The organism is Neoakkermansia glycaniphila (genome assembly GCF_900097105.1).
Classification (GTDB): domain Bacteria; phylum Verrucomicrobiota; class Verrucomicrobiia; order Verrucomicrobiales; family Akkermansiaceae; genus Akkermansia; species Akkermansia glycaniphila.
Window position 1 is genome coordinate 2162212 of record NZ_LT629973.1, and the last position, 24323, is coordinate 2186534.

General features: G+C 58.0%; 17 protein-coding genes. 10 read left to right on the forward strand and 7 right to left on the reverse strand.

All coding sequences use genetic code 11. The features are described from left to right. Positions 1–419: 419 nt before the first annotated feature. Together PYTT_RS09120 and PYTT_RS09125 are read left to right on the forward strand one after the other, a co-directional pair. Positions 420–3584 carry an autotransporter domain-containing protein gene (locus tag PYTT_RS09120; protein WP_067777815.1) on the forward strand — a complete coding sequence of 1055 codons (3165 nt, stop codon included), beginning with the start codon at positions 420–422 and terminating at the stop codon, positions 3582–3584. Positions 3585–3777: 193 nt separating this feature from the next. Then, complete coding sequence (locus tag PYTT_RS09125) at positions 3778–4548, forward strand: hypothetical protein (RefSeq protein ID WP_067777816.1); 771 nt, start codon at positions 3778–3780, stop codon at positions 4546–4548. Positions 4549–4811: 263 nt separating this feature from the next. Here PYTT_RS09125 and PYTT_RS09130 read toward each other — a convergent pair whose 3' ends face one another. Both PYTT_RS09130 and PYTT_RS09135 read right to left on the reverse strand, forming a co-directional pair. Next, positions 4812–6047 carry a tetratricopeptide repeat protein gene (locus PYTT_RS09130; RefSeq protein ID WP_067777817.1) on the reverse strand — a complete coding sequence of 412 codons (1236 nt, stop codon included), beginning with the start codon at positions 6045–6047 and terminating at the stop codon, positions 4812–4814. Between the two features lie 73 nt (positions 6048–6120). Continuing rightward, entirely contained in the window at positions 6121–7020 is a 900-nt protein-coding gene (locus PYTT_RS09135) for a class I SAM-dependent rRNA methyltransferase (protein ID WP_067777818.1), read from the reverse strand. 119 nt (positions 7021–7139) lie between these two features. Here PYTT_RS09135 and PYTT_RS09140 point away from each other — a divergent pair, with 119 nt between their 5' ends. The 5 genes from PYTT_RS09140 to PYTT_RS09160 all read left to right on the forward strand — a co-directional run bounded on the left by PYTT_RS09140 (position 7140) and on the right by PYTT_RS09160 (position 13543). Continuing rightward, positions 7140–8084, forward strand: coding sequence for an ABC transporter ATP-binding protein (locus PYTT_RS09140; RefSeq protein WP_245741024.1), 945 nt, complete (start codon positions 7140–7142; stop codon positions 8082–8084). Between the two features lie 12 nt (positions 8085–8096). Then, positions 8097–8975: an ABC transporter permease gene (locus PYTT_RS09145; protein ID WP_083077095.1), complete on the forward strand. Its 879-nt coding sequence runs from the start codon at positions 8097–8099 to the stop codon at positions 8973–8975. A gap of 31 nt (positions 8976–9006) precedes the next feature. Next, positions 9007–10626, forward strand: a complete 1620-nt coding sequence (locus tag PYTT_RS09150; protein ID WP_067777819.1) for a DUF7088 domain-containing protein — start codon at positions 9007–9009, stop codon at positions 10624–10626. 13 nt (positions 10627–10639) lie between these two features. Beyond that, positions 10640–12823, forward strand: coding sequence for a DUF4340 domain-containing protein (locus PYTT_RS09155; protein WP_067777820.1), 2184 nt, complete (start codon positions 10640–10642; stop codon positions 12821–12823). 75 nt (positions 12824–12898) lie between these two features. Next, positions 12899–13543 (forward strand): hypothetical protein, encoded by a 645-nt coding sequence (locus PYTT_RS09160; RefSeq protein ID WP_067777821.1) that lies wholly within the window; start codon positions 12899–12901, stop codon positions 13541–13543. 19 nt (positions 13544–13562) lie between these two features. Here the strand turns inward: PYTT_RS09160 and dnaE are convergent, their stop codons facing one another. From dnaE to PYTT_RS09180, 4 genes are all read right to left on the reverse strand, one after another. Continuing rightward, positions 13563–17075, reverse strand: coding sequence for a DNA polymerase III subunit alpha (dnaE, locus tag PYTT_RS09165; protein WP_083077097.1), 3513 nt, complete (start codon positions 17073–17075; stop codon positions 13563–13565). Next, positions 17072–18130: a quinone-dependent dihydroorotate dehydrogenase gene (locus PYTT_RS09170; protein WP_067777822.1), complete on the reverse strand. Its 1059-nt coding sequence runs from the start codon at positions 18128–18130 to the stop codon at positions 17072–17074. The genes dnaE and PYTT_RS09170 overlap by 4 nt, the downstream gene beginning before the upstream one ends. Positions 18131–18209: 79 nt before the next feature. Continuing rightward, positions 18210–18704, reverse strand: coding sequence for a hypothetical protein (locus PYTT_RS09175; protein WP_067777823.1), 495 nt, complete (start codon positions 18702–18704; stop codon positions 18210–18212). 3 nt (positions 18705–18707) lie between these two features. Further along, positions 18708–18980, reverse strand: a complete 273-nt coding sequence (locus PYTT_RS09180; RefSeq protein ID WP_156850358.1) for a hypothetical protein — start codon at positions 18978–18980, stop codon at positions 18708–18710. Positions 18981–19390: 410 nt separating this feature from the next. Between PYTT_RS09180 and thiC the strand changes: the two genes are divergently transcribed. Genes thiC through PYTT_RS09195 form a run of 3 tightly spaced genes read left to right on the forward strand, consistent with a single transcriptional unit; the run spans position 19391 to position 22850 of the window. Continuing rightward, positions 19391–21232, forward strand: coding sequence for a phosphomethylpyrimidine synthase ThiC (thiC, locus tag PYTT_RS09185; RefSeq protein WP_067777825.1), 1842 nt, complete (start codon positions 19391–19393; stop codon positions 21230–21232). Positions 21233–21264: 32 nt separating this feature from the next. Then, positions 21265–21759: a hypothetical protein gene (locus PYTT_RS09190; protein ID WP_172801799.1), complete on the forward strand. Its 495-nt coding sequence runs from the start codon at positions 21265–21267 to the stop codon at positions 21757–21759. A gap of 8 nt (positions 21760–21767) precedes the next feature. Continuing rightward, positions 21768–22850, forward strand: coding sequence for a hypothetical protein (locus PYTT_RS09195; RefSeq protein WP_067777827.1), 1083 nt, complete (start codon positions 21768–21770; stop codon positions 22848–22850). A gap of 76 nt (positions 22851–22926) precedes the next feature. Here PYTT_RS09195 and PYTT_RS09200 read toward each other — a convergent pair whose 3' ends face one another. Beyond that, positions 22927–24312 carry an L-serine ammonia-lyase gene (locus tag PYTT_RS09200; RefSeq protein WP_067777828.1) on the reverse strand — a complete coding sequence of 462 codons (1386 nt, stop codon included), beginning with the start codon at positions 24310–24312 and terminating at the stop codon, positions 22927–22929. Between the last annotated feature and the right edge of the window lie 11 nt (positions 24313–24323).

Genomic DNA, 24323 nt, shown 5'->3' on the forward strand with positions numbered 1-24323 from the left:
GGTGCGGGAACGGGTGCAATTTTTGGGTTGTGCCAAAGAGTAGGCGGACGGGTTCTTTGGCTGGATGCTCTGCGGAAGTTCATGTCGAATCGGCGTGTCTCGGAGTCGAACGAATATGGCTGATGCTGCATTTTGTTTTTTAGAATGTTTATAAAATACTGAATAACAATGCGATGATAGTTGTATTTTTCTCAAAATTCTCATAATGATATTATTATGTATATTTCTTTGTCTATGTGATTGTTGCGTTATATTTTATTAAATATAAGAATATAAACAAATTACGAAGATGTCGAAATAATTTTTCGAATTTTCTTGCTTTGTTGTTTGATTGTAATTATATCTCCGCGCAGCTGCTATCAATATTGTATGTTTTGCAATTTGCAGTGGCTTCAGTACAGAATCAATACGATAAATAAATGAGATTGAAATTACCTTACCGCATCTTGCAAGCGCTGCTTGCCGTATCTGCGCCTGCTTGGGCGCAGTCCGTCAGCGTATCCAGTTGGGACGACTTCAAGGCCCAGTGGGATGCCGGCGAGAGAGACTTTGTCTTCACTCAAACTATTGTGACTCCCGAAAATACGTCTACTGCTCTGGATCCCAATATCGATTCCAATGTTCCGGCCACTTCGGGCCTGTTTGTGAATACAGGGCAGTCTTTGACGATTCATGGCAACGGAAATGTGCTCGGTTCGGATGATCATAATCACGATGTTCATTCTTTTGCCATTGCCCGCCCGATTGCCAATTTCGGCAGCCTGAACGTAAGCGATTGCATTTTCCAGAACAATTTCGCCAGTGCGACGAGCCAGATGAAGGGCGGTGCGGTCTATACGGGAGACGGTTCGGTTTCTTCGTTTACGAATTGTTCTTTTATTGGCAACCATCTGGCGGGGGAGAGTTCCAGCATTCTGGCCGGCAGCGGTGGAGCCTATTTCAACGGAACGTCCAATACGGCGGCTCTCGTGTATATGGCGCGTTCGACCTTTTCCGGTTGTATTTTCGAGGATAATTTCATCAATATCAAACGTACGTCCACGGACCTCCAATTCACGAATGCCGAAGGTGGCGCATTGATCAACAATGCCGATTCGACGGTCGAGATTTCGGGCGGCAGCCGTTTTACCCGTAACGCGGCGATTGCGGCATCACATTCCAATACGAATGCAATGGGGGGCGCCATCTTCAACGACGGCAAGCTGATTGTTTCCGATACCGTTTTCGAAGGCAATCTGGTTCGGGCTCTAGCCGATGCTGATGCCATGCAGCACGATTATGCCCAGGGCGGCGCTGTGTATCATAACGGATGGCGTACGTATGGCAATTACATGACGCTGACGCGATGCCTGTTCTCCGGTAATATGGTCGAGGGCGCCGGGACGAACGGCGGCGGCGCCATTTTCACGTCTGCTGCTGCAGGCAATGTGTCGCTGGTGGATTGCAGCTTTTTGAATAATACGGTTGCAGCCGGGCTGACTTCCGAGGGCGGCGCCATTTATCATGGAGCAACCAACGGGTTGTTCAATATGGTTGCGCAGACCATGGCCGTGGTTTTCCGGGGCAATAAGGTCGATTACGATGCCGTGGCAGGTAGCGGCCGCGCCAACGCGATTACGTTCAAGGGAGGAAATGGGTCGAATTCGGTGTATGAGTATGATCTTCGGGCATCGGGTGCGGTCAATGCTCTCTCGGGAGAGGCCGCTTCCATTCTGTTCTACGATCCTGTCGAATTCAAGCAGGTGTCGCCTACGAATTTCAATATCAACCGTACGGACGGTACGACCGAATATAGCGGCAGCGTGGTGTTCTCCGGTGAGGATTTCATCAACGGCAATCAGGCCGATCGCGTTTCCACGGCGAACGATAAAACAAGGCTGGTGCAGCATAACGGCGTTTTGGAGATTCGCGATGGTGCCATTGTCGGTGCGGCTTCTACGGCGGCGCCCGATACGATTGGCGCAGGAGCGTATGAATTGAAGAAGGGCGTTCTGCAAATGACCGGCAGCGGCGGGCTTCTTGCATCCGCTTTCTCTTTCAATACGAACAATTCATGGAAGGATGCGATTCTTCGGGCCGATTCCGGTTCCCGGGTGACTGCTTCGACGGCTGATTTCAGCCGTGGTTTCACATTCGATTTCAATCCGTTCATCAATGCAGCTCCCGGTGCGGGCAATCCTCACACATCCGGTTTGCAGGTACACGCCGTGTCGTCGCTGCTGGGCGGCATGCTGGGTGTTTTGGATAATCTGACGCTCGATTATTACATGAATCCCCTGTGGCGCGAGACACAGAAGTTCCTTGCCCTCAATTTCGTGAATCCCGATGGGACGACGACGGGGGATTTCGATAGCGTGATGTCCCACAAGTACGAGAGCAATACGGTGGACGATGTGCACGGCTATCAGGGTACATGGAGCGAGGAATGGGTGACGAATGCCGACGGGACGAAGGAGCTGTACGTGGTCTGGACACCCGTGGCGACGGAACCTGAGGAGCCGGAAGAACCTGAGGAACCGGAAAATCCCGAAGAACCTTCCCAGCCTGAACAACCGGAAAACCCCGGTGGCGGCACGGAACCGGGCACTCCCGGCAAGCCTTCCAATCCGGAGATTCGCGAGATTCTGCCTGAACTGGCCGGAGATATGGCGATGAATTCGATGTGGAATACGCGTTCCAATATGCAGTCGATGAGCTCCGCCGCTCTCGGACAGGTGGGACTGCAGCGCTACAACCTCGACCATGCCTGGAATTACTGGGGGCAGGGGCTGGGCGATTTCGATATGCACCGCAGTTCCGGCAATCGCGACGGGTTCGATTACCACGGGTACGGGTATGCCGTGGGTGCGGACCGCCGTTTCGACGAGAGCAATTGTGTGCTCGGCGTAGCCTTCGGCAGCCTGTACGGTACCAGCAAGAGCCGGAGCTTCATTGCAAGCATCGACCAGACGAGTACCATCGGCATGCTCTACGGCGGCTGGATGAAGGAGTTCGACAAGAAGAACGTGCTTGATGTGACGGGTTCCGCCTCTTATGGCGTGACGAGCAACAGGCTCCATACGTACTATAGTGATGGAATGCAGTCCGGCGGCAAGTGGCATAACAATGCCGTGCGGCTGACGCTGAATGCCGAATGGCTGCACGACCTCGGCAATAACTGGACGTACTCCGCCTTTGTCGGCGCCGAGTACGATGATGTGACCCAGAAGTCGTTTACCGAGACGGGAGACCGCCCCCGCCGCTTCGGCGAAGGGAAGCTTCGCAATCTTGCTCTCCCCGTGGGAATGGGCATCAGCAAGCAGTACGGCTTTTCGGACGGCAAGGTCTGGATCCATAATCTGCGTGCCGCCTATCTGCCCGATGTGTACCGCAAGAATCCTTCGGCGACGGCGACGCGCCTGACGGAGGACGGTTATTCATGGACTGCCCGGGGTGTGGATATGGCTCGCAACGCTGCGAGGATCGAATATGATACGCGCCTGATCATCAACCCGACCTGGAGCGTGTTTGCCGGTTATGCCGTCGAGCTTCGCAAGGATGCCGTCGATCACAACGTGAATCTTGGCGTGAGCGCATCGTTCTAACCGCACCTGCTCGCAGGTATCGTTTCATCCCGCAGGGTTGCTCCTGCGGGATGTTTGTTTGTGTGTGGAGGGTGCGTTTGTTTTTCTTGCCAGCGGTTTCCTGTTGTGTATAATGGCGGCATGGAGTCGTTTCAGGGTGTGGTTTGTTGCCGTGCCGGATGCGGGCTTCCGATCAACCCAACAAGAGATAACTATGCGTAAGTCCCTGTTTTTGGCGGCGCTTCTGGCAGCCGCTCCCATGATGTCCTTTGCTGCCGATTTGCCCGTGAAGGTGGAAGTGATCGGTGTTCAGGCCGATTTTGTCGATGACGATACGGAGCAATACCAGAAGGTCGAGAAAGGTTCCGTGATGGTGCTGCAATTCACGGCGCCGGAAGGGAAGGTTTTTCTCAAGAGCAATACATCCCGGGATGTCGTTTTGCCTTGCAATGACGGCGCAGGCAAGGCTCTTGAAGATGCGGGTATCAAGATGTTCTTTTCCAAAGTATCCGAAGATGGCAAGAAAATGGTCTGCTCCGCTTCGACGACTTCGCTGACGCCGGATGGCGTGCTGCAGCTCGTGGGCGATGTGCCTGTGACAATGGTGAAGGGTAAGGTCAAGCAGCCGGCTGCCTTGTTTGAAGTCAGGAAGGGAGCCAAGGGCAATGTGTCCGGGTATAAGGTGGAGATCAAAAAGGTCGAACCCTCGAACAACAATAAGGGAAAGACCGATGTGACGATTGAGGTGACCGGGAAGGATTTCGTGGCGGATATGGAGTTTACGTCGCTTGACGGAAAGAAGCTGCAGGCTGATAAGCATATGACGATGACGTCGAATATGGGAAGCACGTCCGTTGGCACGTATAACTATACTTTCGATGCGAAACCCGAGAAGATGAATGTGGTCGTGTCATTGTGGCAAGGTTCGGAGCAGTTGAATGTTCCTGTCAACGTGAAGGCCAATTTGTCCGGTCCGGTGAAGTAAGTTTGCCGCAAGGCTTGTTCCGATTTATGCCCCGCCCCGGTGCGGGGCATTTTTGTGTTTGGAATCAATTGTGCAAGATTCTTATGTGGTCGTGTGTGGTTGCATTGCGCGGTTGGGTGTGTTCATGGAATAGATGAGAGAATCTGTTGGGTAGGCGATGTGCTACCATGTATCCGATTTTCTTTTATACGGATAAAAAAGGCTTGTTCCATGCGGGGAACAAGCCTTTTGAGGTTTGGAAATGATTAGACCGGTATGGAGAGTTATTCGTCCATTTTTTTGAGTTCGATGGAGGCGAATTTGTCGCCTTGGGCTGCGGCCTGTTCGAAGTAGGCGCGGGCTTTGTCGAGGTCTTTGCGGACGCCGTAGCCGTAGCGGTGGAGGATGCCCATGTTGAATTGTGCGGAGGCGGAGCCTGCGGCGGCTTCGTTGCGGCAGGTTTCGATGAGTTTGCGGCTGTCGTCCGCCGAGATGCGGAGGGCGGAGGTGGCGGTTCTGTATTCGCTGCCGTATTTGACGAGGGAGGGGGCAAAGCCGAGCTGGGCGGCTTTTTCATTCATTTTCCGGGCGTCGTCGTTGCTTTTGCGTGTGCCAAGGCCCGTTTCGTAGCATTGGGCAAGGAGGAAGTAGGCGCGTGCGGATGAAGGGCCGTTGCCGCGTTCGGCTGCCTGCTGGAAGTTGTCGAAGGCGGTTTTCTGAGAGTTGCGGTCTTTTTCGAAGCAGAGTCCGATGCCTTTGGCGACGAGGGCTTCGGTGATGGTGTCGCGTTCGTCTTCGGCGGGGGCAGGTTTTTTGCCGGGAGTTTTGCCGTCCGTGTCTCCGGTGTCTGCAATGGCGGTGTCGTCGCCTCCGTCTTCGTCGTCGAAGATGAATTCGTCGTCGCCTTCATCCGATGCGCCGTCGACGGTGTCGATGGTTTTGATGTTTTTCCAGTCGTCAAGCGATCCTCCGGTGGTGATGCCTGCGATGCCCATGCCTCCGTGGGTGACTTTCTGGAGGGTGTAGATGACGTGGAATTTGCCGTCGTCAGCCGAGCGTTCGACGCCGACGGTGAGCATGCCGTCTTTGAGCATGTAGGAGTGCATGGGGGCTTCCTGTCCTTTTTTGATTTCGGAAGCTTTTTTCCATGGAGGGGTGTTTTGGGGGCGGACGTTGTGTTTGCTTTCCATCGCCTGGGTGGTGGCGACGTAGTAGGCTTTGAGTTTTTCGTCGTATTCGTCATCTCCAAAGGCGCGTTCTCCTACCCATTTGATGGTGTCGAGGGTTTTCTTTTTGAAGGTGAAGTGGAGGGTGAAGGGCTGTTTGGCGATTTGTTCCTTGGTGATGAAGGCTCCATCGATTTTTTTGCCTTTGTGGGCGGGGTTGCGTTCCAGTTCGCCGCTGTTTTTGAGTTTTTTTGCGACGGCTGTTTGTTTCATGCCGAAATCAAGGCCGTAGGGGGCTGCCTGAAGGACGCCTGCCAGAAGGAGGAGGGCGGTGATGATGGAGGTGGTTCGCATGGTGTGTGCTGTTCGGGTTCAATGTAGCATGCAGAAGGGGGGCGTGGCAAGGTCGAAGTGTGTAACAGAAGGGTCACAGCGGGATGGCGGCGGTTTCCGCCCAGATGCATTTGAGGTAGTCTTCACCGGTGTATTCGGGCGGCATGGGATAGGAGACGAGCCGTGCGCCGGGGAGGGCTTGCCGGAGGATGGAGCGGAAGTCTTCGTGGCCGAGTTTGCGGCAGTTGGTGGTGCAGAGGAGCCAGCCGCCGGGGGCGAGGCAGGCGGCGGCTTTGCGGGCGAGGTCTACGTAGCCGGTTTCGACGCGCCAGATGCGGCCTTTGGCATCTCGCGAGAAGGTGGGGGGGTCGAGGATGATGCCGTTGAATCGGCGTTCCTGTTTGGCGAAGCGGTCGAGCCAGTGGAGAGTGTCTCCTTTGCAGTAGTGGTGGTGGGCGAGGTCGAGGCCGTTGAGTAGGAAGTTTTCCCGTGCCCATTCGAGGCAGGGCTGGGCGAGGTCGAGGGTGGTTGTTTCCGCTCCTCCGAGGGCGGCGCAGACGGAGAAGGCTCCGGTGTAGGCGAAGGTGTTGAGGATTTTCTGGCCGGAGCGGCTGCGTTTGAGGACGCGGCGGCGGTTTTCCCGCTGGTCGAGGAAGAGGCCCTGGGAGTAGCCGGCGGCCATGTCGATGCGGTAGAGGATGCCGTTTTCCCGGATGGTGTATTGCAGGGGGGCTTCGGGGCCGCAGAGGTGGGCGGGGGGCTGTTTGTTGTCTTTGTCGAGCTGTTTATGGTAGGTGGGCGTTTGCAGGCTGCGGAGCTGGGCGAGGAGGTCTGCGGGGATGGCCCGGTCGCGGGTGGAGATGAGGAGGCGGTCGCCGAGGGCATCGATGAAGATGCCGCGCCAGGTGTCGCCGTCGCTGATGCGGTAGGCATCCGTGTCTGCGGGGATGAAGCTGCGTTTCTGCTCGATGAGTGTCTGGAGGCTGCCGGGCATGGCGCGAGCTTATCCGAACTCTGCGGCTGGTGCAAGCCGGAAGTCCCGGCGGCTTTGTGCGGGGCGTTCGATTTTCGTCTTGATGCAACGGGAGATATACGTTAGTATCGTTTCCGGTCATGAGCGAGATGGTTGTAGCCGAGCATTTGTCGAAATCCTTTGGGCGCGTTCACGCGGTGCGCGATGCTTCCTTTACGATTTGCAAGGGGGAGATCGTCGGTTTTCTGGGGCCGAACGGCGCGGGGAAGACGACGACGATGAAGATGCTGACGGGCTATTTGCCGCCGAGCGGCGGGACGGCTTCGATTGCCGGGTTCGATATTCTCGACCATTCGCTGGAGGCTCGCCGCCATATGGGGTATATGCCCGAGAATGTGCCGCTTTATGACGATATGCGGGTGACGGAGTATCTGGCATTCCGTGCGCGGTTGAAGGGGATTCACGGTTCCGATGTGAGGAAGGCGGTCGGGGAGTCGATCGAGCGGTGCGGGCTGGATGTGATGAAGCGGAGGATGATTCGCACGCTGTCGAAGGGCTACCGCCAGCGCGTAGGGCTTGCCGATGCGCTGCTGGGCCGCCCCGATCTGCTGATTCTCGATGAACCGACGAATGGGCTTGATCCGAACCAGATTCGCCAGATCCGCGAGCTGATTCGCGAGCTGGCCGCCGACCATACGGTGATTCTTTCGACCCATATTTTGAGCGAGGTGGAGATGGTGTGCAATAAGGTGGTGATTATCGACCAGGGGCAGATCAAGGCTTCCGATACGCCGTCGAATCTGACTCGCGGCCTGCGTGCAGCCGGGCGCATTTCCATCGAGTTCAAGGGCGATCTGGAGCCGGTGGTGACCGATATCGAGGCTTTGGAGCTGGTGAAGAAGGTGATGCACGAGGGGACTTCCCCGGAGGGCTGGCATACGCTGGTGGTGCGCGCCGAGGCCGGTACGGATACGCGCGAGCATGCCGCTGCGATTATCGCGAAGCATGGGTTCGCGCTGCGCCATGTGTACCGCCATATGCCGACTCTTGAAGATGTGTTTGTCGAAATGACCCGTAAGGATTGATTGTTTAAGCTTATGTCCGATTCCGAACAAGTTTCCGTTTCTCCGAAGAAGTCCGCATGCGCCGCATGCCGGTGCCTTGGCAGGCTGGTTTCCCGCACCGGGAGGTATGCTTCTTCATGTCTGACGATTTTCGGCAAGGAGCTGAGGTCGTATTTGATGACTCCGTTCGGCTGGGTGATTCTGGCCTGCGTGATGGGGCTTCAGGGGTTTTCCCTGAATGCCGCGCTGAAGATCGTGAAGGATGCGCCGCAGCGTGACGGTCTGATGTTCATCATGATGTCGCTGCCGGTGTTCTGGTTTTATTTTCTGTTCATTTTCCCGCTGATTACGATGCGGACGTTTGCCGAGGAGGAGCGTATGGGTACGTTGGAGACGCTGCTGACGGCTCCGGTGACGACGGGGCAGGTGGTGCTGGGCAAGTTCGCTTCCGCGCTGGTGTTTTACATGGTGCTGTGGGTGCCGCTGATGCTGTATCCCTGGATGTCCGGGCTGGCGAATGCGCTGACGGAGTTTCAGTACGGCTATCTGCCGAGTGCGACGCTGGAATACAGGATGGCCGATTGGATGGGTACGTACCTGATTCTGTTCCTGCTGGGCGCGTGGTTCATCTCTCTGGGGATTTTGTGTTCGTCGCTGACGAGGAGCCAGATTATTGCGGGGATTGTGACGATCGGCGTGCTGATCAGCTATTTCTTCCTCGGTTTGGTGCCGATGCTGTGGGGCGAGTTTCCGGCGGCGTCGATTTTCCATTACATGTCCTGCAAGGAGCAGCTTGATGCGTTTACGAACGGGCTGGTGGATACGCGCCCGGTGGTGCTGTACCTGACCTTGACGGTGCTGACTCTGGCATTGACGGTGCGCATTGTGGATTACCGCCGCTGGCGCCGATGAGTTTTTTCCCCAACCTTCATTTCTTTTTTCGATGAACGATCAAGTCAATCAAACAGGCGAAGAGAGTCCGGCGGAATCCGGCTCCGGGACGGCTGACGTGGCCCGCAAGGCGCACCGCAATCCGCTGGCATGGCTGAATCTTGTGCTGCTGGCGCTGGTGGTGCTGGCGGCGAACTATATCGGCTGCAGCGAGTATTACCGCCGCGATCTGACGGAGGATCAGAGGTTCACGATTTCCGAGCAGACGGTGAATGTGCTGCAGTCGAAGCTGGTGCAGGATCGCAAGGAGCCGGTGAAGGTTATTTTCGCTTTCCTGCGTTCGACACAGAATTACAATCGCATGTATGCCCTGCTGGAGGAGTACAGGCGCTATGGCAACGGCAAGGTGGAGATCGAGTGTTTCGATCCGCTCCGCCAGCCGAACCGCGCCCGCGAGATTTCCCAGCTGTATGGGGTGGATTACAGGCAGAATCAGGTGATTATCGATGCGAGGCCGAATACGTCGGCTCCTCTGAAGACGTTCGAGGACGATAATTCGGAGCGCCGTTTTACGCGCGTTTGCCCCGGCGATGCGTTCGTGAAGTACGAGACTTCCGCCGACGGCCGGACGAAGCGCGCCGTGGCACTGATGATGGAGGAGATCGTGACGTCGCAGATGATCGGGGCCCTGGAAGGTTCCGCCCGCAAGCTGTATGTGGTGGTGGGCCTGGGCGGTGTGGCGCAGGATGATAATTCGCCCATCATGTCGCTGGGCCGCATTTGCAATTCCCTGAATCTTTCGATGGAGTCGCTCGACCTGAAGAAGGTGGATGCGGTGCCGGACGATGCCGCCGGTGTGCTGCTGATCGGGCCGAAGTACGATCTTGAAGACCGCGAGATTGCGATTCTGCGCAAGTATTGGCAGGATCATTCTCCGGTGAAGAAGCTGGCTCCCGGCGAGGCGATGCCGACCGAGGTGAAGGATGATTCCGCCGTGCCGGCTGCCTTGTTCGTGGTGCTGGATCCGCAGGCCGCGAAGCTGGAGCGCCTGAGCAGGTTCCTGCGCGAGCAGGGAATCCGCCCGCAGTATGACCGCGTGCTTCTGGCCGACCGTGCCCGTGCGTATTTCGATATCGATGCCGAGTTTCCGTCCGACTCGCTGATGTGCATGCGTCCGTTCTGGGATACGGGTACGCACGTGGAAGGGCAGAGTATGTCGCTGAAGCTGGAACATGCCAGCGAGATGATGGCGGGGATGAAGTCGCTGCAGTCGTATCCGCTGATGATGGCGTCGGAGGCGTATTACGGGGAGACGAATCCCGATCTGGCTCCGCGTTTCGATGTGCTGGAGGATAACAAGGGGCCGCTGTGCCTGGCCGCTGCCGTGTCGATGGGCAAGTCCAGCGAGAATGCGCGCATGGTGGTGTTCGGCAATACGGAGATGATGGCTCCTGACAAGATCAAGCATGAGCAGATGGATTTCATCCGCACGATGCTGGCCTGGATGACGGATCGCGAGGAGTTTTCCGGAAAGACATCGAACCATGATATGACGCTGAAGATCAATCTGGATAGTAAGTCGATGAGTTTTCTCGAGTTCCTGACGCTGATCGCGATGCCGTGGGGCGCGCTGATTATCGCGCTGATTATCTGGAATACGCGCCGCCACTGATTGTTTCGGGATCATGAGAATCGTACGCACCATTTTTCTTTCTCTGCTGGCCGCCTTTTTCGTGACGGCGGCGGTGCTGCTTTCCATCGACGGCAATCTGTCCCGCCTGACGGGGTGGAGCCATTTGCGGCCAGGCGACAATCTGTTTCCGGGAGGCAAGGAGGTGTTCGATACCGTGTCCTGGATGCGTATTCAGGATGCGGACGATATGGTGGAATGCGAGAAGAAGCCGAACGGCACATGGTGGGTGACGAAGCCCTATTATGACCGCATGGATCCCGCCATGGCGCAGGCGATCGTGATGTTTTCCGAGAATGCGAAGATTGTGGATTCCCTGCCGCTGAATAATATCGTGCGTGGCAGTATGCGCGAGTTCGGCGTGGAATCCAGCCCGCTCCATTTTACGCTGAAATCGCAGGATAAGGAGGATGGCCGAGCGACGACGCGCGCCCGTTTTACGCTGGGTTCACGCGTACCGTGGTATGTGATGACGGAAGACGCCCAGAGCAAGCAGATGTTGCCCGGCGAGACGGTGTATCTGCGTACGCCGTTTTATGGGAGGGATAAGCGTATTCATGTGGTGACGCTGGGTGAGATTCTCCGCGTGTTCCAAAGCGGCATGGCCCATGTGCGCGACCATAGGCCGCTTTTGTTCCATGAGAAGAACGTCAAGGAAATTACGATTGAGCAGGATGGCCGCAAGCTGGTTGTGGGGTTGGATTCCACCGGCAATAAGTGGCGCATTCTTTCTCCTCTTAGTCTGGCGGCCGACGAAGCTGCCGTGATGAAGCTGATCGTCGATTTGCAGAAGCTGAGTGCTGACAAGATTTCGGAGCCGCAGGATATGCCGATTCCCCGGGAAGCGAAGGATCGTGCGACGAAGGTGACGCTGGCATTCCGAGGCAAGGAGGCTCCCGTGACCCTGTCCCTTTTCCTGCCGGAAGCGACGGAGGCGAACAGCCATGTGACCCACGGGCTGGCGACTGTGTCCGATCGCGACGCCGTTTTCCAGATTCCGCTGAAATCCACGACCCATGAAGAGAAGGGTGAGGTGAAGGTGGACCGGGTAGGCATGCGCGATTTGCCGCTCACTCTTTCCGAATTGCGTTCGCGCAGCTTTACGGATATTGTGCCGGACAATGTGGTCAGGATGTCCCTGTCCAAGGAGGGGATGCGGTATCCGCTTCTGCTGCAGTACATTCCCGGCGAAGAGTTGGGCCGCGTGGAGGCGAAATGGCTTTACAGTGCAGATCGCAAGCCGTTCCGCGATGCGGATATGGCGCAGGTGTCGGAGCTGCTGGCGGCGCTTTCGCACTTGCCGGTGGCGGGATTTGCCACGGATCCCCTGAGCGAGTCCGGCGATTCTTCGACGGATGCGGCGCGCTTCGGCCTCAATGCGCCTGCATATACGCTGATGGTGGCGATGCGGCCCTGTACGGAGCGGGCAAGGCTGTTCGGTCGCGATGTTCCGCTGGTCAAGGATAAGGCCGTGAGAACCTATGTGTTCCGCCGCATGAAGCATGGCAATACCGGCGTGTGGTACGGCAAGGAGCTGGGCAAGCCCAGCGTGTATGAAATGAGCAGCAAGGCCATGGGGGCTTTTTCCAGCGATCCTCTGGTATGGGAGCACAAGAAGCTGCTTTCCTTCCTGACCTATCAGGTGAAGCATCTCGGTATTTCCAAACTGCCGCGTTCGGGCGAAGCCCGGATGGAGACGCTTGATACGACGTACGATTATCTGGACGAATCGTGGAAGGCTACGAAGGACGGCGAGGATGTGTCCGCCAAGCTGAATCCCCATCGCGCCAGTTTCTACCTGAAAACCCTGCAGGAGATGAATGTCAGGATGTGGCTCGATTCCGAGGATGAAGAAGCACTCAAGGCTTTGGAAACTCCGCTGTGCCGCATTACGCTGGATCTCGAAATCGAGGAAGCGCCGGATATGGTCGTGATTGATGCAGAGAAGCGGGGCGGCCCTCAGGATGCATCGGATGAGGATGTAGACCGTGCCTTGCGCGATGCCGCCATGGGCAATCTGCCCAAGAGGAAGGAGAGCTATACCATCGAGCTGGCGCCGTCATCCGTACTGAGCGGCAAGAACGGGTATTTTTACGGGAGGATCAGCGGCCGCAAGGAGCTGTTCACCCTGCCTCTCAATACCGTGCAGGTTTTGTTCAGCGATCTGATGGAGCACTAAACCGTGCGCGGGCAGCCCGCGAGTAGGACACGCTGTCCTGTTGACGGAGCGGCGCAAGTCTGGCAGTCTAGGCGCGTGTTGTGGAAGTTGGCACTGTTCGTGACGGCAATCGTCTTTTTCGTGTTGGCCTCGTTGCGGTATGGCAAGGGAGTGTTCCCCCTGAGAGCCGTCAAGGGCCGCGTGCTTCCTTCGTTTCCGGCTCCCGAGGGGTTGATTGCCCGGCTGGACGGGTTCGACCGCCGCAGTCGCGAGGTGAAGACTTCTTTCATGCCCTGCGTTCTGAAAGACGGCGGGGTAGCCTTTCCGAAGCGGTGGAGCCATGAAATTACGATCGGTTCCGTAGCCGGTGTGGCACATACATGGGCGCTTGCCTGCATGGCGGAGGCTGATCCCGAGGGGCACAAGGTGCGGGAGAATGCGCTGCTGCGTGCGGCGATTGTGCCGTTTCTGAGTTTTCTGGTTTTGACGGTTCTTTGCGTTTTGGGCCGTATTCCCGTTTCGGCGGCTGTGGCTGCTTTGGCGATCGTCTGGGTGCTGATGGCTTTCAGCGCGGTGATGTCGCAGATGCGGGAGTGGAAGGCCGTGGAGGTGGCGAAGGCCGGGTTGCGCGAGGCGGGGCTTTGGCCGAAGATGCCCGGTACGTCCGCCGCGCTGGAGCAGGCCCTGAAGGCGCATGCATGGTGCCGCGTGGGCGGTTTTTTCCGCTATTATGCGCGGTGAGGGATGCCCGTGACGAGGGTTAGGCGTACATGGAGAGGGCTTCGGCGAGAGCCGGTGACGGGGTGACGCGGTAGCGGTCTCCGAGTTCGATGCTGGCGCGGTTGCCGAGGCTGTTGCGGAAGGTGAGGATGACGGGGGTTTTGCCCGCGTGTTTCAGGATGATGTCTTTGACGTTTTGCAGGTCCGCTTCGTCGTGCCGCGTGGTGGAGAGGACGATTTCATACGGAGCATTGGCCGCCTTTTTCCTTTTGGAGGCGGTGCTGAGGGATTCCATGCTGTTGATGGATATTTTTTTGGTGCCTGTGCGGTCGTCTTCCGAGATGCGCGCGCGGTATCTGATAAAGTTGCCGACGGCGAGGAGTCCTTCCTGTTCCTGAGCTTTGGCGAAGGCATCGCCCCAGAGGAGGGCTTCGGCGCTTCCGGTGAAGTCTTCGAGGGTGAGGATGGCGAATTTCTGGCCGCTTTTGGAGAGTTTGACGGTGACGAGGCGGATCATGCCGGCCATGTCCTGCGGGCCTTTGAGTTCGACGATGGGGGTGTCGTCGAGGGTGCCGATCTGGATGAATTTCGGGTTGTCGATGATGCCTCGCATGCTGTCGAGCGGGTGGCCGCTGAAGTAGGCTCCGGTGAGGTCTTTTTCGAGGTTGAGCTTTTCTTCCTTGTCCCATTCGGGCACGGCCTTGACGGGTTCGGGCAGGGAGGTGGCTTCCATCATGTCGAAGAGGGAGGCCTGGCCGACTTCGCGGTCCTTGTGGATGCTGGATGCGCCGTTGATGGCGGTTTCGATGTTGTTGAAGACGACGGCCCGGGGCTGGTGGGTCCAGTCGAAGGCTCCGGCGCGGACGAGGCTTTCGAGCTGGTTGCGGCGTACGTCGCGCGAGTCGATGCGGTAGCAGAAGTCGTCCAGCGATTGGAAGGGGCCGTTTTTTTTGCGTTCTTCGGTGATGACCCGGACGGTGACGTCGCTCATGCTTTTGATGGAGGCCAGGCCGAAGCGGACGGCCCAGCGGCCGTTCGGCAGCTGTTCGGGTTTGAATTTGACGTCGGAGTGGTTGACGCAGGGCTGGAGGACTTCGATGCCCATGCGGTTGGCTTCCTGAATGAAGATGCCGATTTTGTCGTTGTTGGCTTCGTTGGACATGAGGCCGCAGAGGAATTCGACGGGGTGGTTGGCCTTGAGGTAGGCGGTCCAGTAGGAGATGTGGCCGTAGCAGGCGGAGTGGGATTTGTTGAAGCCGTATCCGGCGAATTTTTCGATTTTGTCGAAGATGGCTCCGGCCAGTTTTTCGTCGATCTGGTTGGTTTCGGCGCAGCCTTTGATGAAGTTGGCGCGTTCGTGCGCCATTTTTTCCGGGTCTTTTTTACCCATGGCGCGGCGGAGAAGGTCGGCTCCGCCGAGGGTGTAGCCTGCGAGGAGTTTGGCGGCACTTTGAACCTGTTCCTGGTAGATCATGACACCGTAGGTTTCGCCGCTGACCTGTTCGAGGAGGGGGTGTTCGTAGTGGACTTCCTGAAGGCCTTTTTTGACCTGGATCATTTCGTCGATGAACTGCATGGCGCCCGGGCGGTAGAGGGCGAGGAGGTCGATGATGTCTTCGATTTTCTGGATGCCGTAGCGTCGGCAGGTGTCGACCATGCCTCCGGATTCGAGCTGGAAGACGCCCATGGTGTCGCCCCGGTTGAGGAGGGAGAGGGTGGGCTTGTCGTCGAGGGGGACGCGGGTGATGTCGAATTCCGGGTCGTTCCAGCGGATGTATTCTTCGGCATCCCTCATGACGGTGAGGGTTTTGAGGCCGAGGAAGTCCATTTTCAAGAGGCCGACTTCGGTGATGGCGGACATGTCGCATTGGGCGACGACGGCGCCGTGCGGGTTCGAGAGGTCGTCGCGCGTGAGTGCGGCGTGTTCGTCGAGCGGGCGGTCGCCGATGACGATGCCTGCGGCATGGACGCCGACGTTGCGGACGAGGCCTTCGAGGCGCGTGGCGTAGTCCCAGAGCTGGGTGTATGTTTCGCTGCCGGCGATGAGGTTGCGGAGGTCTTCGTTTTGCTCGTAGCTTTTTTTGAGGGTGACTCCGGGGCCGGTTTCGATGAGTTTGGCGATTTTGTCGCCGTCGCCGTAGGAGAGGTCCATGACGCGGGCGACGTCGCGCAGGACGGATTTCGCACCGAGGGTTCCGTAGGTGATGATGTGGGAGACGGCGCGTTCGCCGTATTTCTGACGGACGTATTCGATGACTTCGGGGCGTCGGGTCTGGCAGAAGTCGATGTCGATGTCGGGAGGGCTGACACGTTCCGGGTTGAGGAATCGTTCGAAGATGAGGCCGAAGCGGAGGGGGCAGATGTCGGTGATTTTCATCACGTAGGCGACGAGGGAGCCTGCAGCGGAGCCGCGGCCGGGGCCGACGGGGATGCCGTGGTCTTTGGCCCAGTTGATGAAGTCGGCGGTGATGAGGAAGTAGGAGGGGAATTTGAGCTGGTTGATGATGCCGAGTTCGTAGTCGAGGCGGGCGCGGAGTTCCTGGTCGTTGTCGGCGCGGTCTTGCCCGTAGCGTTCGGCGAGGCCTTCGTAGCAGATTTTACGGAGGTATTCTTCGCGGGTGGAGCCGTCCGGGGTGTCGAATTCGGGGTATTTTTCCGTGCTGGTGGAGTCGAGTTTGAGGGTGACGTTGCAGCGTTCGGCGATTTTGACGGTGTTGTCGCATGCTTCGGGATGGTCCTTGAAGATGGCTCTCATTTCCTCGGGGGATTTGAGGTATACTTCCGAGGAGTACCGCATGCGGTTGGGGTTGGCGATTTTTTCGTTGGTGCCGATGCAGATGAGGGCATCGTGCATGTCGTGGTCGGCCCGGGTGAGGAAGTGGACGTCGTTGCTGGCGACGAGGGGTGTGTCCGTCTCTTTGGCGAGGCGGATGAGTTCGGGAAGGACTTTTTTCTGTTCGTCGAGGCCGTGGTCCTGTATTTCGACAAAGAAGTTGCCGTCTCCGAAGACGGTTTTGAGCTCAAGGAGGGTGTCGCGGGCTTTTTCGGGCTGGTCGACGAGGAGCCATTCGTTGATGGGGCCTGCGAGGCAGCCGGAGAGGCAGATGATGCCTTCGTGGTATTCGCGCAGGGTGTCGATGTCTACGCGGGGTTTGTAGTAGAAGCCTTCGAGATGGGAGCGCGAGACGAGTTTGATGAGGTTGAACCACCCGGTTTCGTTTTCGGCGAGGAGGGTGAGGTGGGTGTATTTGCGGCGGCCCGGCAGGTGTTTCCTGATGTTGAGGGCAGTGGGCGCCATGTAGACTTCGCAGCCGAGGATGGCTTTGAAGAGGGGCTTGGGAGAGTCGGGGTGCTCTTTGTTGTAGCCTTTGATTTTTTTGTTGTGCTTGTTGACATTGACGACCATTTCGACAATGCCGTAGACGTTGCCGTGGTCGGTCATGGCGACGGAGTCCATGCCGAGTTCGGCGCACTTTTTGATGAGCTCGTCCGTGCGGATGGCGCCGTCGAGCAGGGAGAATTCCGTGTGGGTGTGGAGGTGGACGAAGCTCACGCTTCGCCTCCCTTCGCTGCGGGGGATTGTTCGCGCATGGCGCGGACGCAGTCGCCGATGAGGTTCGGGCCTTTGTAGATGAATCCGGTGTAGAGCTGGACGAGGCTGGCTCCGGCGCGGAGTTTTTTGACTGCATCGTCTCCGGTCATGATGCCGCCCACGCCGATGATGGGGATGCGGCCTCCGAGTTCTGCGGCGAATGCCTGGATGATTTCGGTGGAGCGTTTGGTGAGAGGTTTGCCGGAGAGGCCGCCAGCTTCCTGGTGGCGCGGGTGCCTCTCGACGCCGCCGCGGCCGAGGGTGGTGTTGGTGGCGATGAGTCCGTCGAGGCCGCCGTCGAGGAAGACGCGGCTGAGTTCCCTGATCTGGTCGATCTCCATGTCGGGCGCGACTTTCATGAGGAGGGGAACTTTTTTGCCGGTGTCGCTGACGAGGTTGGATTGTTCGGCTTTGAGGACGGCGAGGAGCCGCGCGGCGCTGTCCGCCTTCTGGAGTTCGCGGAGGCCGGGGGTGTTCGGTGAGGAGAAGTTGACGGCGATGTAGTCCGCCACGGGCCATGCGGCGCGGAGGCAGGAGAGGTAGTCGTGGTTGGCTTCGTCGTTCGGCGTGACTTTGTTTTTGCCGATGTTGACGCCGACGATGCCTTTGAAGGTGGATTGTTTTTCGATGTTGCAGACGCCTTCATCGATGCCGTGGTTGTTGAAGCCCATGCGATTGATGATGCCTTCCTGCGGGATGAGGCGGAAGAGGCGGGGCTTGGGGTTGCCAGGCTGCGGGCGGGGGGTGAGGGTGCCTACTTCGACGAAGCCGAAGCCGAGGCGGCCGAAGGCGTCGATGGTGTCGGCTTCCTTGTCCATGCCGGCGGCGAGGCCGACGCGGTTCGGGAATTTGAGGCCCCAGAGTTCGACCGGGTCGTTTTCAGGCGTTCCGGCGATGAGGCCGAGGATGCGCAGGCGTTCGGCCATGCGGAGCCCGGCGAGGGTGATCGTGTGGGCGGTTTCGGGATTCAGTTGGAAAAGGCACTTTTTCGCGATCTTGTATAGCAGAGGAGACACAGCGCGGATATTGTACCCGATCCTGAGCGGAGGTCAAGTCATGAATGCCTTGCGGCGCAGTGCGCTTCCGCTGTTCGGCTTATTTCGTTTTGTCGAGAAAGTAGGCTTCTCCGCTGTCGGGGTCTCCGTGGGTGAAGATGAGGCAGTTGGGGCGTTTGCCGTAGAATGAGGCCGAGACGGTTTCGTTCGTTCCGTTTTTGCGGAAGTTCAGGTTGACGCCGTATGAGGTGCTTCCGCTGCCGGGGATGGATGTGTAGATTGCCCATGTGCCTCGTATGTCTTCCAGTTTGCTCCATGTGTCGGGGGAGTAGCTTTTTTCCGTGGAGTAATTACGGTAGAGGAAGGTGCCGTCTTTGCTGAAGGTGAGCTGCATCGGGTGCGTTTGCAGCTGGTTTTTCAGGGATGGCGGGCACCATGAGGTTTTGAAGGAGTCTTTCGACGAGTTCCATGTGCCGACGATGTCTTCGGGCAGCGGCTTTTTTTCCAGCATGTTGCAGGATTCGTAGTGGGGGTCGCCCCAGCATCCGGAGAGGAGGAGGGCGAGAGTCGGAAGCAGGGTGCGGGCAAGGGGCATGGCTCAAGGGTAATCCGGCTCAGGCGGTGTGTCAAGGATGTCCTTCGAGGTGGGCGGTTGAGGTGCGTATGTTTCCAGTAGCGATTCGATCAATTCATTGAATTCGTATCCGAAAGATACTTTGTATCCCGAATTTTTCATGCGGAAGGGTCTGCTGGATTCTCCGCTTTTTTCCAAGTTGGAGATTCCGGTGTACCAGCATTCCTCGGAATTTGCTTTGCGTATGTAGATGGCATTCTGATGGATTTTTCCATCAAACATGCGTTGGTAGCTCATGTTGTCCAAATAGAGGTCTGCGATTCTTTTCCATTTGGTGTTCGGGGATGGGTCGGCGGATGGAGTAAAGCCGATGTCTCCAGGGGTCCATGAGAACAGGGAGCTGATTTTCTTGAAGCATTTGAATATTCTATCCAGAAGCACGGTGCCAGTTTAGCGATGGCATTGCATGCAGTCAATCATCAAGTGCTTTCGGCGCGCCGGGATTCGCAGAGGTGACGAGGCGGGGGAGTGCCGTGGCATGACGTTCATTCCGTATGGTTCCGGGCTGTGGGGTGGTGGAGATTTCTGCCCGTTTGCTCCCGCATTCCGTTCTGCCGGAAATGCGGAGGCGGTGTGCGAGCTGCTGACACGCTCCCGCTTGAATAAGCTTTCCCTTGTATGGTCGATCAAGTAGAGTACGCACAGACATGATGAATACCGATGATTTGAAATATCCCGGTTCGCGCCGTATTTATGTGAACGGTACGTTGCATCCTTCCGTGAAGGTGGCTATGCGCGAAGTGGTTCTGGAGGATTCCCTTTTCCCGGACGGTACGAAGGAGCGGAACGAGCCTGTGAGGGTTTACGATGTGTCCGGCCCCTGGGGCGATGAGTCGTTCAGCGGCGATGTGGAGAAGGGGCTGCCGAAGTTGCGCGAGCCGTGGATTGCCGAGCGCGGCGATGTGGAGGTGTACGACGGTTTGACGGGGAAGGCATTGCGAGGGAAGGGCGGTAAGCCGGTGACGCAGCGGCATTATGCGCGGCAGGGTATCATTACGCCGGAGATGGAGTATGTGGCGATTCGCGAGAATCTGGGGCGCGAGCAGGCTTTCAAGGCGGTGTACGACCGTTTCCCTTCGGAGAAGTCACGCCCGCAGGAGGCTCAAGAGGTGCTTGATTACCTCGGTACGGGGATGGGCAGGCCGTCCGATCTGGAGAAGGAGCCCGGTTTTTCGACTCGTTCGCTGACGCAGCGCGCGAGGCTGGATTACCAGCATGTGGGCGAGTCGTGGAAGGGCGGGCGGATGCCTGCGTTCTTTACGCCCGAGTTCGTGCGCGAGGAGATTGCTTCCGGGCGTGCGCTGATTCCGGCGAATATCAATCATCCCGAGTGCGAGCCGATGATTATCGGGCGCAATTTCCTGGTGAAGATCAATGCGAATATCGGCAATTCCGCGCTGGGTTCGAGTATTGAGGAGGAGGTGGAGAAGCTTCGCTGGGGGCTTCACTGGGGTGCGGATACGGTGATGGATCTTTCGACGGGGAAGAATATCCACCGCACGCGCGAGTGGATTCTCCGCAATTCTCCGGCACCGATCGGTACGGTGCCGATTTACCAGAGTCTGGAGAAGGTGGGTGGCATGGTGGAGCATCTTTCGTGGGAGATTTTCCGCGATACGCTGATCGAGCAGGCGGAGCAGGGGGTGGATTATGTGACGGTTCACGCCGCTCTTCTGCAGCGTTTCGTGCCGCATACGGCGCGCCGCATGACGGGTATCGTGTCGCGCGGCGGTTCGATTATGGCGAAGTGGAGCATGATCCATGGCAGGGAGAATTTCCTGTACGACCATTGGGACGAGATTTGCGAGCTGCTGGCGGCTTACGATGTGGGCATTTCCATCGGCGACGGCCTGAGGCCCGGTTCTGTGGCGGATGCGAACGATTTTTCGCAGCTTGCGGAGCTGGAGATTCAGGGGGATTTGACGAAGCGAGCCTGGGATCGCGGGGTGCAGATTATGAACGAAGGCCCCGGCCACGTGCCGCTTCATTTGATCCGCGAGAATATGAGCAAGCAGCTTGAGTGGTGTTTCGAGGCTCCTTTTTATACGCTGGGGCCGCTGGTGAGCGATATTGCTCCCGGCTACGACCATATTACAGGTGCGGTGGGCGGTGCGATCATCGCGCAGGAGGGCTGTGCGATGCTGTGCTATGTGACGCGTAAGGAGCATCTCGGCCTGCCGGACAGGGAGGATGTGCGCGAGGGCGTGGTGACTTACAAGCTGGCGGCGCATGCGGCGGATATCGCGAAGGGGCATCCCGGCGCGCAGGTGCGCGACAATGCCTTGTCGAAGGCTCGGTTCGAGTTCCGCTGGGAGGATCAGTTCAATCTGTCTCTCGATCCGCACCGCGCACGCGCATTTCATGATTTGACCCTGCCGCATGCAGGGGCGAAGAAGGCGCATTTCTGTTCGATGTGCGGCCCGAATTTCTGTGCGATGAAACTCACTCAGGAGGTGCGGGAAGCGGAGAGAAATGCAAATGATGCTTGACCTCTCCGGACGTTTTGTTCATGATAGCTCCCGTGAAAATGAATTCTCTCCTCAAGGCTTCTTTGGGGTGCCTTGGCACCGTGGCCTTTTTGGCTTCATGCGATCCCGCCGGCAGCGACGAGCGGGAAGTGCAGCAGCTCAAGAAGGACAATGCGAGGATCGTGGCGCAGATCGGCGAGATGCAGAAGGCTGTCGATCATGTGGATACGCTGCGGAAGCAGGCTTCCGTGCTGACGGATAAGCTCCGGGAGATGTCCGAGGAGATTGCCTCCGCTTCGCCCCGCGAAAGGAACGAAGTGTACGGCGAGCCTCTGGTGCGTACGGTGAAGAATTTTCCTGTGACGGATGATTTGGAAAAAAACGGCATTGCTCTGGAGAAGATCGGCCGGGCGTATGCCGACAGGCGCGAGGAATTGCATGCCGCCGAGGAAGCCAAGAAGGAGCGCCGGGACGATCTGCAGGCCCGCCGTGCGAAGTTTTTGGGCAATGAAGAGTTTCAGCAATTGAAGAAACCTGCCACCCTTTGATCTCCCCCATGAAAGAAGAACTCTCCCCAGAATCCGTCGGCGAACAGAAAAACGACGATCTCACCCGCTACGCGCCTCCGGCTCCGGAACCCGAGGCGGTGAATGAAGCTCCTGCCAAGGAGCTGGCGGCAGCTTTGCCGGTGGCAGCGCCCGCAGTCGAAGAGGCGCCGGCTGTAGCGGCTCCGAAAGAGCCCGCCAAGGAAAAGGATCCGGAGGAAAAGGCTGTTCCGGTCAGGAAGCGCGGCATGATGGCCTCGTTGTTCGATGCGGTGCTGGTGTTGCTGGTGATTGCGGTCGTCGGTGTGGCCGGTTATGTCGTGTACGAGATGCGGAAGGCTTATCCCGTCGAAACAACGGTGGACAAGCTGCGTGCCGAGAATTCGAAGCTTTCGGCCCATCGCGAGACGTTGAAGGAAGCTTTCCTCAAGTCGCAGGAGGATGCGAGATCCCTGCAGGAATATACGGATACGGTGGACAGGCTGCTGGTGCATCCCCGTTCCCTCCAGAATATCGTGCAGCGCATCAAGGATTTGGATGTGGCGATCAGTCTGGAGCGCAATGCCCTGCGTTCCCTGGACGCCGAATACAGGCAGCTTGCCCAGACCCGTATGAGCGGTTTGCTGATTGATTCCCTGACGACGGTGGACGGCAGGCGTTCCTACCAGGGTGTGATTATCAAGAAATTCGATGGCAAGGATTTGTCGATTGCCCATACGGAAGGTTTGGCCCGCATTCCTCTGGCCAATTTGCCGATGGAGCGGTTGCCTCTGATTGTACGCTATGCTCTTGGCGGGGAGGATCCTCTCAATATCGCCGAGCTGGATAAGGAAGCGGCAGGCAGTTCCTCTTCGACGAAAGATGACGGTTCTTCCAGTCTTAATGTGCGGAAGCACGGTGGCGAATCGACGGTGCCTTCCGTGCGCCGCGAGGTGATGGCCCAATTGACTCCGAGCGCCTATGACCCGCCTGCAGCCAAGCCGACGGTGGACGTGAATTCTCCGGCCACCATGCCTGCTGTTGCGCCCTCTGTTCCGAGGAACAGCGGTTCCGGCTGGGTGGCTCCGGATGATCCTCTTCCTTTGAATATGTGATTCAAAGCGGCTTTTGAAAGGCGGGCGCGGCGATGTTGAAGCCGTGCCCGTTTTGTTTGCGGGGGAAGGGGGCGCGTCAGCAGTTGACGACGTTGACAGCCAAGCCTCCCTGAGCCGTTTCCTTGTATTTGGATTGCATGTCGCGTCCTGTGGCCAGCATGGTTTTCATGACCTGGTCGAGGGTGACGAAGGATTTGCCGTTGCCGCAGAGGGCGAGGCGTGAAGCGTTGAGCGCCTTGACGGCGGCGACGGCGTTGCGTTCGATGCAGGGAATCTGGACGAGGCCGCAGACGGGGTCGCATGTAAGGCCGAGGTTGTGCTCCATGGCGATTTCCGCCGCGCAGGCGGCCTGTGCCGGGGTGCCTCCGAGCAGTTCGGTGAGAGCGGCTGCAGCCATGGAGCAGGCGACGCCTACTTCGCCCTGGCAGCCTACATCCGCGCCTGAGATGGAGGCGTTCAGTTTGTACAGGACGCCGATGCCACCTGCCGTGAGGAGGAATTTGTCCGTGGCGTCGGAGTAGGGTGAGGTGCAGAATTTGACGGCGTAGTTCAGTACGGCCGGGAGAATGCCGGCTGCCCCGTTGGTGGGGGCGGTGACGATGCGCCCTCCTGCGGCGTTTTCCTCACTGACGGCCATGGCGTAGAGGTTGACCCAGTCGAGGATGGAGAGGGGATCCCGCAGCAGGGATTCGCCGTTCATGAGCAGGCGACGGCGCATGATTTTGGCACGGCGTTCGATGCGGAGCGGGCCCGGCAGGGTGCCGGAGTTCTGGATGCCGCTGGCGATGCTTTGGCGCATGGCGGTCCAGATGGCGGCGAGGCGTTCCCGGACTTCCTGTTCGTTGTGCCATGCCAGTTCGTTGCAGAAGACGACATCCGAGATGGAGAGTTGTTCCCGGCGGCAGATTTCGAGCAGTTCTGCAGCCGATGTGTAGGGAAAGGGTACGTCGATGTCTGCGGTGTACCGTTCGGGGTGGATCAGTTCGTCCTGTGTGGCGATGAAGCCGCCTCCTGTCGAGTAGAAGACTTCTTCATACAGGATTTCGTTGTTTGCATCGACGGCTGAGAAGTGCATGCCGTTCGGGTGCAGTTTCAGGGGGATGTGGTTGGAGAGGTCTACATCTCTTGCGGGGATGAAGGATAGGGAGCAATCGTCTGTCAGCCGAAGGGTTTGCGATTGTTCCAGTTCAGCGATGTAGGCGGGTATTTTCCGCGTGTTCACCGTTTCGGGAGCTTCTCCGAGGAGGCCGAGCATGATGGCCGTATCCGTGCCGTGTCCGTGTCCGGTGGCGGCGAGGGAGCCGTAGCACTGGGCGCGGATGCCCGCGATGTGGGGCAGTTCGGGGGAGAGTAGCAATGCCTGCCGGAAACGGAGGGCTGCCCGCATCGGTCCGACGGTATGAGAAGACGACGAACCGATGCCGATGGTGAACATGTCGAAGATGCTCAGGGCCTGCGACATAAGGAGAGAGG